The following is a 13,410-nucleotide window of genomic DNA, read 5'->3' as shown; positions in this document are numbered from 1 at the left end:
GGAACACACGATCACCGCTGCTGACCCCCTACCCGACGACCTCCACGCCGCTCTCGACGCGATCCACGGCACGCACTAATTGGCCCAAGTCGGGTTAGAGCCCCGGAACCGTCATCGATCATGGCGGCCCGGGGCTTCTTCGTATGTCGCGCCGCCGGCGGGCTATCACCGTCGCGCTGGCGGCCGAAGGCCAGAGGCGCGGCGGCGGGCCATCGGCCCGGCCCAGGTTCGGCGGCGCGAGCGGCCTGCGAAGCGGGCCGCCTTGATCTCGTACAGAAAGTCCTCACACGCTCGTCTGCTGGAAATCCCTGGCGGAGCGGTGCGATGAAGGCGGGAGTCAGCCTGTCGGTGTGTGCGCTTACAGTGTCATGCAACATCAAGATGCGAGGGTACCGGTGTCAACTAGGCAAGAGATCGCGACCTCAGCCCTGATCAACGTTCCTGGCTGGGTCTGGGGCGGCGCACCTACCGGCCTCTTCACGAATGCAGATCTTCACGCTCGAAAAGTCGCGTCGGGAGACGGCCAATGGACCGTGCAAACTAAGGAGCGCTATCTAAGAACCAGACCAGCCCTCGTTAGCGCGGAGCACATAGCGGGCCCTCTTGAACCGCGACCTCGCTTCGACCGCCTAAGCATACTCGCCCTGCGCGACGGGATTGAAGTAGGGAACTTTAATCAGAGTACGCTAGTGCAACTTAATGAGGTCAAACAGCGGGCGCTTTCCTCGGGGGACCTAGTCGACCTGTTCTACTGGTGGCAAGTGCTTACCTCCTGCGCCCCAGCCGAGAAGCTGGGGGATGGTGTCGAAGAGGCTTACCGACATCTGACGTCCCTGCCTTTTACAAACGAACCCGACTCTCTAGTTTTCCCTCACGCAGGCGTGCACCTACTGCGTCGTTCAGAAGCACTCATGCATCGCACCAAGTTGATCGCTGTTCTCATCCGCCTTGCATATGATGCCGACCTCCGAGACGGCAGATTTGCATCTTTAAAAAAGCACCACGAGAGCGGTGGTCGGGTTTTTGCCAGTAGCGACGGCCTGCTCGACGGACTGACCCTTCTAGACGCGTATATCGGGCCTCTTTTAGGGGCAACCACTCCCGGAGTTTGGGCCTTTGCCTCACATCGAACGATTGGTCCCATAATCTTCAGTCTCGGTCGCACCGTTACCGGCACCCGGCCCGGCGCCGCTGAAATGCTGCAGCTCTTGCCAAGTAGAGGCGCGGTCCGAAAAACCTGGAAAGCCGCGGAGCACTCACCGCACGCATGCAGCGATGCGATCACTTGGTGGTCGCACGGCCTTAATGAACTTTTTGGTGTCCTCACGGACTTTGCCTTATTCGCTGATCGTGAGGGCAACTACAGCGCAAACCTGAACCACCAAATACTATTAACCACCGAGCAGCTTTTTCGACGCGTCACGTCCATTCTGGCTTGCTACAGGGATGGTCACGCCCAACGGGTGTTGCTATTCACAGTGCTCGACACTCTGGAGAAGTTGACGGGCCGCTCATTAAATGACATGTGCCACGTCTCCCTTGCCGAGAAGACCCTTGATTCTCTTCAGCAGAAGATCGCGGGAGGTGCTGCGCAAGTGCTAATACCACTAGCCGAACGCGCCGTCTCCGCACTTCGGGAGGTGCAAGATGGCTTTTTCCTCGGCGTCACGGTTGAAGGTGATGGCAGCAAGAGCGTTATGGGCATGCCACTTGCCAAGGCCGCAGCGGAGTACGTCAAATTGCTCCGCAATGCGACCCACGGGCATGGCAGCAATAAGCGTGATCGCATTGATATTACAAACGCGTTGCTGGCACATCACGACGGCGACCTTTCACATGACCTTCCCCTCATGGGATATCTCTATCTACTCGACTTCCTCAGTCGCCCGAACGACCTCAGGTCCAGGCTTGAAAGGCGGCGAGGTTGAGGGCCCTCCGCTAGCCAAGTTCAGCAAGAAAACATAGGATGCACTTGTGGAGGGAATCTCTCAGGTAGCGGCGAAGACTGCCGAGGAGTGGCTGGCAGATGCCCTGCCGCGTCGCTGGACGCATGTGCGCGCGGTTGCGGCCAAGGCGCAACGTCTCGGAATGCTCGTTGGAGACGACAAGGACTTACTCATCGCGGCCGCTTGGTTGCATGATGTCGGCTATGCGCCAGATCTTGTCGACACCGGGTTCCACGCCTTGGACGGCGGAAGATGGCTCGTCCGCCAAGGCTTCCACCGACGTCTAGCCGGCCTCGTTGCGCACCATTCCTGCGCGTCGTACGAAGCTGCGGAACGCGGGCTAGCCGAGAACTTGTCCACCGAGTTTCCGCGAGAGGAATCTCCCACCTCAGACGCACTGTGGTATGCAGACATGACCACTGGGCCGGACGGTCAAGACTTCACCGTCACGGCCAGACTCGCCGAAATCCGAGAGCGGTACGGCCCGGATGACCTGGTCACGCGCTTCTGGCAGAAGGCGGAGCCTGCCCTGATGGAGGCGGTCCGGCGAACGCAGGAACGCATGACGAATCAGCCGATGTAGGGGGTGCTGCGCTGCTCGAAGCCGTGGCCAATTCGAAGCCGCATCGACGGGTGGATCGAGAGGGTCCCTAGCTGATCCTCCGCAACCCACCGGACCTCAGAAGACTCGTCGCTAGTTGACGGTTGCCCGGCGAGGTAGCGGCCCCGGAAACAGATCGAGAACTGCTGCCGTACTTCACCGTCGCTGTACTCCACGACGTGGTTCGGGTTGGTGTAGATGCCGACAACGCCAGTTACCTCAATTTCGATGCCGGTTTCTTCGCGCGTCTCCCGGACCGCCGTCTCGGCGATGTACTCGCCAAAGTCCTGGGCGCCACCGGGCAGCGCCCACAAGCCATTGTCGGTCCGATGGATGAGCAACACCCGGCCCTGCTCGTCCTGAACGAAGACGGTCACTGCAGCCACGATGGTGTTCGGTTTCGGGGCGTTGGGGTTGTTGAAGTGCTCGATCCGGGCCATAGCCCTAGCTTCTCACCGCCGGCGGCTCAGTGCTCCGGCCAGACGGCCTGCTTCTTTCCGAGGACGCGGTTGAAGCTGGCGACGTAGCTGTCGAACAGGTCTCCGCCTCCAAGCCGGCGCAGGTGCAGGACAGGTGCGTAGGCCGCGGGCGTGCCGTAGAGGTGGGTGTTGACCAGCATCTCGTCATCGAAGCGGTAGATGGAGTTGTAGAGGATCGTGTCGTGGTAGTAGATCCCGACGTTGTCGAGGTCCCGCAGGTCCTTGTAGAAGGCCAGTGCGTTCAGGATCTTGCTCGACATGGCTGGGCCGATGCCCTCGTCGTCCCCGCGCTCCGCGATGTGCTCGCCCTCCGGGTCGCCGAATAGCAGCTCCACCTGGGCCCCGGCCAACGCCTTCTCGCGCAGCGTCGGCACCCACCGGTGGTTGAACTCGGGCAGGAACAGTCCGCCGTAGACCAGGACGCCGACCTGTCGCGTGGCCTTCTCCAGGAGCTGCTGCCAGAGGTCCGTCGGGACGGCTCCGCGGCGTGGGTAGATGTGGACGACCTCGGACTGGCTCACCTGCACCGCTCGCTGCGTTGGCAGAGCGTCCGGCCACAGGTACGACTCGCTCTCATCCAGTAGTTCCGCGATCGTGTGGCGATAACGCGGGTACGGGTTCCGGCTCTGCGTGACCCACCGCTCGACGGTCTTCGGGTCGACGCCAATCCGTTCTGCGAGCGTGGCCGGCGTCAGCCCCTTCTTGAGCATCCCGCTGCGTAGGCGGTCGTTCGGCATGACAACTCCTGCTCGACGGACGACGGAGACGACTTGCAGGGACGACTAACCCTAGCAAGGACGTCCCTAGTCGTCCATGCTGCGTGGTGAAGTCGTCACTACTGATCGACGCACCCTGATTCCACAAGAGCTGCCGTCCATGAGGGACGCACTTGGCCCACCGATACGGGCTCAGCTCACGAGATTAAGGAGTCAGTCATGGGACGTCTGCTGCTGGACACCTCGCGGGTGTCGTACGAGGTGTCGGTGAACCCGGTGCCGAAGCTGGACCAGAACGGTCAGCAGAAGTTCGACCGGGAGAGCAAGAACCCGATGTGGACCGTGCATCTCTACGCCCTGTCGGAGGGTGCTGCGGAGGTCATCAACGTGACGGTCGTGAACCCGGTGATGCCGCCGGTGACGGTTCGTCAGCCGGTGCAGCCGGTGGACCTGGAGGCGCTGCCCTGGGTCAACGACCGGGACGGCAAGGTCCGTTCGGGTGTGGCGTTCCGGGCCTCGGGCCTGACGCCGCTGGACACCGTCGCCGCGTAGCGGCGGGCGTTCCTGCTCTACCAGCGAGAAGAGGTAGGTGGACACGGGGTCGCCGTTGATTGGCGTCGTCTGCGGCCCCGCGTCCTGTCCCAACAACTCCGGTCCCTACTCGGGAGGACTTGTCGTGTCCAAGTCTATGTCGCGGTCCCCGTTCGGCTGGTCGAACCGTGGGGGCACTGTCACCGTCATCGAAGCTCCGGTTGCCCGCTCGTACCGTCGTCGGGCCACCATCGCCTTCTGGATTGTCCTGGGCGTCGTCGGCCTGCTGGCCGCCACCGTCGCCTCGCACTACCTGCACCCGATCGTGGGCGCCCTGCTCGGCGGCATTATCGGTGCCGTCTGCGGCGCGGTGGTGTTCGCGCTGATCGTGGCGTGGCCGGTCCTGCGCGTCTTCTGGCACTGGCTGCCGGAAATCGTGCTCGGCCTGGCCGCCGTCTACGGCTGGAACGCGTTGATGCAATCCACGCCGATGTGGGGTTCGCTGCTCGTCGTGGCCCTGCTGGTCGGTCTGCCGGCCGCGATCGGTCCGGTGCGCCGTCGGGTGATGGCGTTCATCTGGTGCCTGGTGGTGCGGCACCGCCTGCGGCTGTGCTTCGCCGCGTTCATCGCGACCAACCGTTCCGGCTCGCTGCCGCTGATCCTTCCCGCGCGGCCGACTCCGGCCGGTGAACGGGTGTGGGTGTGGCTGCGCCCCGGCTTGTCCCTGCGCGACTTGGAGCAGGACGGCCAGGTGCAGAAGCTCGCCGTCGCGTGCTGGGCCAACGAGGTCCGCGTCATGCGCGCCTCTCGCCGCTACGCGGCGTTGATCCGCCTGGACATCACCCGCCGCGAACCCCTCGCGGGCAAGGTCGTGTCCCCGCTGCCGGACTACGTCCCCACCGACGTGCCGACCAATGCTCCCACCTCCCCGGGCATGCCGCCTGTCGGCCTCGATCTGCCCGACGTGCCGGACCGGCCGGTCACCACGACCGCGGACACCCCCCGGCCGCGCCGCCCGCGCAACCCCACCACCGAGACGAGCCCGACCGACGGGTTCGACCCCTCCGACTACGCCTAACCACCGGGACGGCGCGGACCAAGCACCCGACGACGGGTCAAGCGTCCGCGCCCTTCCCACCCTCACCCGCTTTGACACGTACGTGTCAACCGACCCCACCGGGAGCCAGTCATGGACCTCACGGACACCATCGAACTGCCCACCACCCCGGCCGACACGGTGCCGGTCGGCGCGGGCCTGTCCATCTTTGACCCCGTGTTCCTCGGCATCGACGAGTTCGGCCAGGCCGTGTACCTGCCGATGATCTACCGAAACATCCTCATCGGCGGTGAGCCCGGCGCGGGCAAGTCCAGCCTGCTCAACACCATCGTCGGCCACGCCGCCCTCTGCCCCGACGTACGGCTGTGCCTGCTCGACGGCAAGCAGGTCGAGCTGGGGCTGTGGGAGGACGCCTGCGACGTGTTCGTCGGCCCCGACATCGAGCACGCCATCCGCACCCTGCGCCGCGTGCAGACCGTCATGGACAACCGCTACACCTTCCTCAAGGCGCGCCGCCGGCGGAAGGTCGGCCGCAACGACGTGTTTGGCCAGATCCTGGTGGCCTGCGACGAGATCGCCTACTTTTCCGCCACAGCCGGCGACGAGAAGACGCAGAAGCTGTTCGCCGCGCTGCTGCGGGACATCGTCGCCCGTGGCCGCGCCGTCGGCATCATCGTCGCCGCCGCGACGCAGCGCCCGTCGTCGGACATCATCCCGACGTCGCTGCGGGACCTGTTCGCGTGGCGGTTCGCCGGCCGCTGCACCACCGACGTGTCGTCGGACATCGTGCTCGGGCATGGCTGGGCCGCCCGCGGCTTCTCCTCCAACACCATCGACCCCAACAACCAGGGCGCCGGTTTTCTCATCTCCGAAGGCGGCATTCCCGCACTGGTGAAGGCCGCCTACATGACCGACGACGACATCATCCGCGTCGCCGACTACGCCGCATGGACCCGCCGCCACAGCCGCACCGACACCCCCACCACCGACATCAAGGCGGCGGCATGAACACCGGCACCGCTGTCCCGACCCGGGTCCTGGACTTGGTGCTCGTCGGCACCGGCGAGGACATCGCCGCCCTGACCGCGATCGCCCGCGACGCGGGCGTACTCGTCTTTCGCTCCGCACCCACCGTCGCCGGCCCTCATGACGACCGGCAGCGGGTGTTCCTCCGGCTCCACCTGCACCACCGATAGAGGAACGGCCGACAGACCGGGACCAGCCCTAGGAAAGCGAACCCGGCCCGTCGGCCACCAACCAACGCCCGCGAAAGGACGTGGCCGCCATGAACCCTACCCAAAAGCAGCCCCACCACGGCGCGCTGGCCGACCTGACCCCGGCCGACACCCTGCGCTGCGCCGCCCGCTACCTCGAACTGCACGGCTGGACGCAAGGCGTCTACTACCGCGTCACCCACGACAGCCCGTTCCCGCCTGCCTGCGCCGCCGGCGCGATCGGCATGGCCGCTCACGGCCGCTGCCTCTTCGTCCCCCACGACGAGACGGCCAAGCCCGGTGTCCGGGACTACACCCGGGCTCTCGACGCCCTGTCCGACTTCCTGGACCTCAGCGGCGACACCAGCTGCAACGACCCGCTGGACTGGAACGACCACCCTCGGCGCACCGCCGAGCAGGTCATCATCACCCTGCGCGCCGCCGCCGACGACTACGACTGGTCGCACGCGACCGAGGACGATCTCGAGGCCTACGCCGACGCCTGCGTGTGGGCCGAGAAGAACCCCACCCGTGAGGGCTTCCTCGCCTGGCGGGCTGCCCGATGACCCCCCGGCTGCGCGCCCTGGTCACCGCCAGCGCCATCAGCGCCGCCGCAACCGCCGGCTACCTCACCGCCCGCCACAGCCTGCAGGCCGAACTGTCCACCGTCCGGCACGCCGCCACCCACGACCCGCTCACGGGCATCTGTAACCGCGCCGGCCTCACCGCCGCCGCTGACACCCTCATCCGCACCGCCTACTCCGCCGGCCGGCACGTCGCGGTCGTCCTGGTGGACCTGGTGGGCTTCAAGAAGGTCAACGACACCCACGGCCACGACGCCGGGGACCACATCCTCACCGCCGTCGCCAACCGCCTGACCGGCTTTGCCGGCCCCGCCGGCATCGCTGCCCGCCTCGGTGGCGACGAGTTCGCCGTCATCACCACCGGCCCCGCCACCCGGCACCACGACGCCGACACCTGGCTGGCCGACTGGCTCACCCACATCCACACCCGGCTGACCACCCCGGTCACCTACCACGCCCGCCCCCTTGCGGTGGGCGCGACCCTCGGCGCGGCCCTGGCCGACTCCGGCTATCCCGCCGCCACCTGGCTGCACCGCGCCGATCTGGCCATGTACGCCGCCCGCGCCCAGCGCCGGACCACCGCCGTCTTCACGGAACACACCGACACCGCCGCCGACCAGCGGCCCACCGACCGGCCCCGCGACCTGGCCCGCCCCACCAGTCCCCTCGCCGCCGCCCCGACCACCCGGAGGGCCGCATGACCACCGCCATCGACATCACCGACATGACACGTACGTGTCAAAACGACATCTCCACCGCCGCACTCGTCGGCGCGCTCGAATCCGCCTGGGCCGCCATCCGCGCCCAGCACTCGGAAGTCCCGGCCGCCGTCCTCATCGTCGGCTCCGGCTCGCCCACCAAGCCCAACCAGGGCATGAAGTGGGGCCACTTCGCCGCCCTCCGTTGGCAGGCCGGCGACAACCAACTCCCCGAAATCCTCATCTCCGGCGAGGGACTGTCCCGCGAACCGGAAGCCATATTCACCACTCTGCTACACGAAGCCACCCACGCCCTGGCCGACGCCCGAGGCATTCAAGACACCTCCCGGCAGGGCCGCTGGCACAACAAGAAGTTCGCCACCCTGGCCGCCGAACTCGGCATGGCCACCACCAAGGACGACAAGCTCGGCTACTCGCCCTGCACCCTGACCGACCTCACCCGCGCCCGCTACCGGTCCACCATCGCCGGCCTTGCTGACGCGCTGCGCTTCTACCGCCACCCGGAACCGACCGGGGAAGGCAAGACCCGCACGAACAACAACAACGGCGTCTCGTGCGAGTGCGAGTGCCCCCGCAAGCTGCGCATCTCCACAGCGGCCTTCGAGGAAGGCCCGATCGTATGCGCCGTCTGCTCGGCGGCGTTCCTGCCTGAGGACATCGACCGGGACACCTACGAACACCCCACCTTCGCCACCGGCACCCCCGGCGGCGACCAGGACCAGGACGACGCCGACTCGGAGGACCCGATGGTGTTCTACGACCCGACCGGCGAGCGTTTCGGCCTGCCGACCTACCCGTTCAAGCTCGCCCCGGCCGACCTGCTCACGCGCCGGCAACTACGCGAGCGTCACCTGCGCCCCGGCGGCCAGGACCCCGCCGCGCAGATCCTCTGGCGGCGCGGCAAGCGCGTCGCCTACCTCTACCGACTCGACCTCGCCCAACCCAAGCGCACCGCCACCGCCGCCCAACGGGCGGCCATCGAGAAGGCACTCACCGTGCGGCGTACCTGCCCCGACTGCGGCCAGGTCAAGCCCTACTACATCCCCCGCCGAACCGGCGCATGCCTCGACTGCACCTCAGGAGGTGCCCGATGACCAAATCGCCCGTGAACGTCGCCGCCCAGCAGCGCATGACTCCCGATGACTACGCCGTCACCGCTATCGCCGGCGACTTCGCCGAGCGCGGCCCGCTCGCCTTCGAATCGTTCCTGTCCGGCTACTACGCCGAGTCCATCCGCATCATCCACGAAGCTCACCTCACCGACTGCACCGCTCGTCACGGCGACCCCTGCGCCACCTGCGATGCAGTCCGCGCCGGACTCACCGGCATACGCGCCGAGCAACGCGCCACCGCCCCCAGGGCGGCGTCATGACTGCCAAGAAGAACGGCCGCGTCTACGCCTACATCGGCGCGTTCTCCGGCGGCGCTGTCTCCGTCGCCGCGAACATCGCTCACTCCTTCATCGCCCCGGATGGGGCACCGGCCGATTGGACGCCGGAGGTCGGTGCGGTCGTCTCCGCGATCGTCTGGCCGCTGTTCCTGTTCATCGCCATCGAGATCCTCGCTCGTACGCCCTGGCCGGCCGGCTGGGGCTGGAACCTGCTGCGCTGGGTGGGGCTGCCGCCCGTCGCCTTGGTCGCCGCGTTCGTGTCCTACCGGCACCTGTCCGGACTGCTCGACCACTACAACGAGGAAACCCTCGTCGTCTGGTTCGGTCCCCTCGCCGTGGATGGCCTGATGCTCATGGCCACCTCCGCGCTACTCGCCACCGGAACCCGCACCACCCGGCCCACCGATCTCGTCCCGGCACCCGCGCCGGCCACCACCGCCGAGGCCCCGTCATCCGACATCCCCGCCTCGCCGCTGGTCCGCCCGGCCGCCGCGACCCCGGCCACCAACCCCACACCCGACACCGATCCCGCACCCACCCACGAATCCATCAACCCGCCCACCTATGGCGAGGACACCGACACCACGACAACGGTCGAGCCCACCCCGGCAACCACCGACGAGGACCCGACCACGGCACCTGCGGCACCGGTCACCGCCGGCCCGCCACCCGCGCTGCTGTCCAACGCCCGGCTCGTCGCCGCCGCGCACGAGAAGGCCCACGGTGAACCGATCAACCCGGGCCAGCTCGCCGTCCGGCTGCGCGTACCGACCCACACGGCCGCCGACCTCCTGACGGCCCTCAACAACCCGACCACCATCAGCGACCACCAGCACAACGGCACTGCCGTGGGAGCCACCGCGTGACCTCCTCGACGCTGCCTCTCGCACCCGGGACCACCACGGTCCCGGGTACGGGAGCCTTCGCCGAGCCCTCCGCCGGCTACTGGCCCTGGGCCACCCCCACCACCACCCGCCCCGCCGATCACGGCTGGGTACGCGGCCATGACCCCCGCACCGTCGCCTCCGGCCGCACCCGCGCCCAGGACCCGGACTACCCCGACTGGCTTGGGCACGTCCGCGCCGCCTCCGCCTGCAAGCACCCGATCCGCCTGGCCGGGCAGATCCACGTCAACGACGCCGACGGCAACCGCATGGCCACCCTCGACACCGAGGACATGCCCGACGGTGCGATCTACACCCCCTGCGGCAACCGCCGCGCCGCCGTCTGCCCCTCCTGCGCCGAGGTCTACCGCCGCGACACCTACCACCTCATCAAGGCCGGCCTCCAAGGCGACCGATGGGGACTGCCGCCACTGCACGAGCACATCGCCATCTTCCTCACCGCCACCGCCCCCTCCTTCGGGCCGGTGCATCACCGGGTCGTGAAGGTCCATGCCGCGGACTGCCGCAAGAAAGATGGCTGCACCTGCCGCGCCTCGGTGTGCCACCCGTTCGGCCGGGTCTGCTCCCACGGTGTGGATCTGCGTTGCGGCCAGCGGCACAAGGCCGGTGACGGGCAGCTCGGGCAGCCGTTGTGCCTGGACTGCTACGACCACGCCGGCCAGGTCGTGTGGAACCACGAAGCCCCTGAGCTGTGGCGCCGCACCATCCAACAGGTCGACCGTGAGCTACGCCGCCTCGGCCGGTCCCACGGCGTCGAGCTACGCCGCCGCTACATCAAGGTCTACGAGTTCCAGGTACGCGGGGTCATTCACTACCACGCCCTGATCCGCCTCGACGGCCACAACCCCGACTGCCCCGGCGCGATCGTCCCACCGCCGGCGGCCATCACCCGGGACATGTTCGAGGAAGCCGCGCGGGCCGCCTTCGTCAAGACGGCCTACACCTCCACCCCCCACCCGGCCAACGGTGGGCAGGGCTGGCACATCGCCTGGGGTGACAAGGGCCTGGACGTCAAGCACGTCAACGCTCCCGGCAGTGAGGTCAACCTCGCGCAGATCACCGGCTACATCGCCAAGTACGTCACCAAGAGCACCGAGGTAACCGGCCTGAACCTTCGCCGCGTCGACGACCTTTCGGTGGAAGTCCACGGCGACCAGCGCACCCACCTCGGCCGGCTCATCCGCGCCTGCTGGGACCTCGGCGAGCACCCCGACTACGCCCGGCTGCGCCGCTGGGCCCACCAGTTCGGCTACGGCGGCCACATCACCACCAAGAGCCGCGCCTTCTCCGCCACCCTCGGCTTCATCCGCCACCAGCGCACCATCTGGCGACGCACCGAAGGCCACCCCCACACCTGGGACGACGAACAAGCCGAACAGGTCATCTACGAACTCGGCTACCACGCCACCGGCTGGATCACCACCGGCGACGCCCTGCTCGCCAACACCGCCGCCGCCATGGCCCGCGCCCGACACCAAGCCGGCCTCGACGCCCTGGCCGACGAGCGCGCCGCCCACCGCGCCGCCACCCAAGCCCACGTGGCTTGACACGTACGTGTCAACGCCTGCTCGGTTCGCCGGGCGCTCGATCTTTGACAACTCCACAGCGGAACCCACAACCGACCCGGTACCCGAGCAACCTCGTGCCGGCACCACCGCCGCACCTCCTACCGCCACCACTCGAAAGGAGCCCCGATGAACACACCCGCCGCCCCTGAACCGCTCTGGGAGATCGAAGACGTATCCGCGTACTTGCGGGTCCCCGTCCAGACGCTCTACCAGTGGCGCAAACGCAAGTACGGACCACCCGCCGCCCGCGTCGGCCGCCACCTGCGCTACGACCCCGACGCGGTCCGCGCCTGGTTCGCCGACCAGTCCACGGCGGCCTGACATGGCCCACATCGTTGACCGCTGGTACCGCACCGTCACCGGCCCGGACGGCAAGACCCGACAGGAACCGAAACCGGAATGCGGCCAGGGAATGCGCTACCGAGTCCGGTACACCGCACCGGACGGCAAGGAGAAGTCACAGTCGTTCCCGGACAAGAAGAAGCGCGAGGCACAAGCCTTCCTCGCCCGCGTCCAGGCCGACATCCTCAAAGGCACCTACGTCGACCCGGACGCCGGTCGCATCACCTTCAAGCGGTACGCCGATGACTGGCTCGCCGCCGCCACCACCGACGAACTCACCCGGGACCGACTCGAATACGAGTTCCGGCTCCACGTCTACCCCGCCTTCGGGGACCAGGCGCTCACCGCCATCCAGCCCGCCACGATCCGCGCATGGGCCCACCAACTGCAAACGAAGGGTCTGGCGGCCAGCTACCGCCGCGTCCTGTTCAACGACGTGTCCATGATTTTCAACGCGGCCGTCGACGACCGGAAGGTGGTCAGCAACCCGTTCGCGGTCAAGACGATCCGGCCACCGAAGTACCAGGCACCGAAGGTGGTCCCCTGGCCGAACGACCTACGCGCCCGCTTCCGCGCTGCCGTCGCCGACCGGTACCGGGTCACCGTCGACCTGGGCGCCGGCTGCGGCCTCCGACAGGGTGAGATCTTCGGCGTCAGCCCCGACGACGTCGACCCGGCCCGACCGGTGCTGCACGTGACTCGTCAGGTCAAGCTCGTCCGGGGACGCCTGATCTTCGCGCCACCCAAGGGTGGCAAGGTCCGCGATGTTCCACTACCCGAGTCGGTGTCGCGCCGGCTCACCGAGCACGCGAAGCAGTACCCGTCGGTCGACGTCACCCTCCCGTGGGGCAGCTCGACCGGCGAGCCGCGGACGGTGCCGCTCTACCTGACGACCCCGGCCGGTACGGCGCTGAGCCGGACTGCCTTCAACTCGGGCGTCTGGAAGCCCGCCATCCGTGCGACCGGCGTCCCCGACAACCGACACAACGGCATGCACGTGCTCCGGCACACCTACGCCTCGGTCCTGCTCGACGCTGGCGAAAGCGTCAAGGCCCTCTCGGCGTACCTGGGGCACTCCGACCCCGGCTTCACTCTCCGGATCTACACGCACCTGCTGCCGGCCAGCGAGGACCGCACCCGTCGCGCCATCGACCACGCCTTCGCCGACGACCCGCAGACCCCGGACGGCCTGGAGACGGCATGATCATGCAAATCAGGGCCATCTTCGGTGCTCCGCCGCAGGTCAAAGCACCTGCGGTCATCACTTGGCGTTGCAATGTGGAAGGCCATCAGCGTATCCGCTGCAATCGGGTCGAACTGCCTCTGACCTGCGGCGGGATCTGCCGTCGATTGTCATC

General features: G+C 67.5%; 16 protein-coding genes. 14 read left to right on the top strand and 2 right to left on the bottom strand.

The window, feature by feature from the left end:
* The first annotated feature begins 911 nt into the window (after positions 1–911).
* Positions 912–1,928, top strand: coding sequence for a hypothetical protein (locus tag ACIBPB_RS33415; RefSeq protein WP_396843223.1), 1,017 nt, complete (start codon positions 912–914; stop codon positions 1,926–1,928).
* A gap of 46 nt (positions 1,929–1,974) precedes the next feature.
* On the top strand, positions 1,975–2,529 hold the full coding sequence (locus tag ACIBPB_RS33410) for an HD domain-containing protein (protein WP_396843222.1): 555 nt from the start codon (positions 1,975–1,977) through the stop codon (positions 2,527–2,529).
* Here ACIBPB_RS33410 and ACIBPB_RS33405 read toward each other — a convergent pair.
* The gene (locus tag ACIBPB_RS33405; RefSeq protein WP_396843221.1) at positions 2,517–2,987 is read right to left on the bottom strand and encodes an NUDIX hydrolase; all 471 of its coding nucleotides are present in this window, start codon (positions 2,985–2,987) and stop codon (positions 2,517–2,519) included. The two genes, ACIBPB_RS33410 and ACIBPB_RS33405, sit on opposite strands and share 13 nt — an antisense overlap.
* A gap of 26 nt (positions 2,988–3,013) precedes the next feature.
* Positions 3,014–3,763, bottom strand: a complete 750-nt coding sequence (locus ACIBPB_RS33400) for a helix-turn-helix domain-containing protein (protein ID WP_396843220.1) — start codon at positions 3,761–3,763, stop codon at positions 3,014–3,016.
* Positions 3,764–3,961: 198 nt separating this feature from the next.
* On the opposite strand from ACIBPB_RS33400, the gene ACIBPB_RS33395 reads away from it, so the two are divergent.
* The 12 genes from ACIBPB_RS33395 to ACIBPB_RS33340 all read left to right on the top strand — a co-directional run bounded on the left by ACIBPB_RS33395 (position 3,962) and on the right by ACIBPB_RS33340 (position 13,256).
* Positions 3,962–4,294 (top strand): hypothetical protein, encoded by a 333-nt coding sequence (locus ACIBPB_RS33395; RefSeq protein ID WP_396843219.1) that lies wholly within the window; start codon positions 3,962–3,964, stop codon positions 4,292–4,294.
* 124 nt (positions 4,295–4,418) lie between these two features.
* Positions 4,419–5,351: a hypothetical protein gene (locus ACIBPB_RS33390; protein WP_396843225.1), complete on the top strand. Its 933-nt coding sequence runs from the start codon at positions 4,419–4,421 to the stop codon at positions 5,349–5,351.
* Between the two features lie 111 nt (positions 5,352–5,462).
* Entirely contained in the window at positions 5,463–6,338 is an 876-nt protein-coding gene (locus ACIBPB_RS33385; RefSeq protein WP_396843218.1) for an FtsK/SpoIIIE domain-containing protein, read from the top strand.
* Complete coding sequence (locus tag ACIBPB_RS33380; RefSeq protein WP_396843217.1) at positions 6,335–6,526, top strand: hypothetical protein; 192 nt, start codon at positions 6,335–6,337, stop codon at positions 6,524–6,526. The genes ACIBPB_RS33385 and ACIBPB_RS33380 overlap by 4 nt, the downstream gene beginning before the upstream one ends.
* Positions 6,527–6,615: 89 nt before the next feature.
* On the top strand, positions 6,616–7,110 hold the full coding sequence (locus ACIBPB_RS33375; protein ID WP_396843216.1) for a hypothetical protein: 495 nt from the start codon (positions 6,616–6,618) through the stop codon (positions 7,108–7,110).
* Positions 7,107–7,829: a diguanylate cyclase domain-containing protein gene (locus tag ACIBPB_RS33370; RefSeq protein ID WP_396843215.1), complete on the top strand. Its 723-nt coding sequence runs from the start codon at positions 7,107–7,109 to the stop codon at positions 7,827–7,829. The genes ACIBPB_RS33375 and ACIBPB_RS33370 overlap by 4 nt, the downstream gene beginning before the upstream one ends.
* 764 nt (positions 7,830–8,593) lie before the next feature.
* Positions 8,594–8,941: an RRQRL motif-containing zinc-binding protein gene (locus ACIBPB_RS33365; RefSeq protein ID WP_396843224.1), complete on the top strand. Its 348-nt coding sequence runs from the start codon at positions 8,594–8,596 to the stop codon at positions 8,939–8,941.
* Entirely contained in the window at positions 8,938–9,219 is a 282-nt protein-coding gene (locus tag ACIBPB_RS33360) for a hypothetical protein (RefSeq protein WP_396843214.1), read from the top strand. Before ACIBPB_RS33365 ends, ACIBPB_RS33360 begins: the two co-directional genes overlap by 4 nt.
* Positions 9,216–10,103 carry a hypothetical protein gene (locus ACIBPB_RS33355; RefSeq protein WP_396843213.1) on the top strand — a complete coding sequence of 296 codons (888 nt, stop codon included), beginning with the start codon at positions 9,216–9,218 and terminating at the stop codon, positions 10,101–10,103. The genes ACIBPB_RS33360 and ACIBPB_RS33355 overlap by 4 nt, the downstream gene beginning before the upstream one ends.
* On the top strand, positions 10,100–11,689 hold the full coding sequence (locus ACIBPB_RS33350; protein WP_396843212.1) for a replication initiator: 1,590 nt from the start codon (positions 10,100–10,102) through the stop codon (positions 11,687–11,689). The genes ACIBPB_RS33355 and ACIBPB_RS33350 overlap by 4 nt, the downstream gene beginning before the upstream one ends.
* Positions 11,690–11,836: 147 nt before the next feature.
* On the top strand, positions 11,837–12,031 hold the full coding sequence (locus ACIBPB_RS33345) for a helix-turn-helix domain-containing protein (RefSeq protein WP_355057787.1): 195 nt from the start codon (positions 11,837–11,839) through the stop codon (positions 12,029–12,031).
* A 1-nt stretch (position 12,032) separates the two neighbouring features.
* Entirely contained in the window at positions 12,033–13,256 is a 1,224-nt protein-coding gene (locus tag ACIBPB_RS33340) for a tyrosine-type recombinase/integrase (protein WP_396843211.1), read from the top strand.
* Positions 13,257–13,410: the final 154 nt, after the last annotated feature.

It is taken from the genome of Micromonospora sp. NPDC049836 (assembly GCF_044465125.1).
GTDB lineage: Bacteria > Actinomycetota > Actinomycetes > Mycobacteriales > Micromonosporaceae > Micromonospora.
The sequence above is the reverse complement of the archived record's forward strand: the minus strand, read 5'-3'. Positions and strand labels throughout refer to the sequence as shown.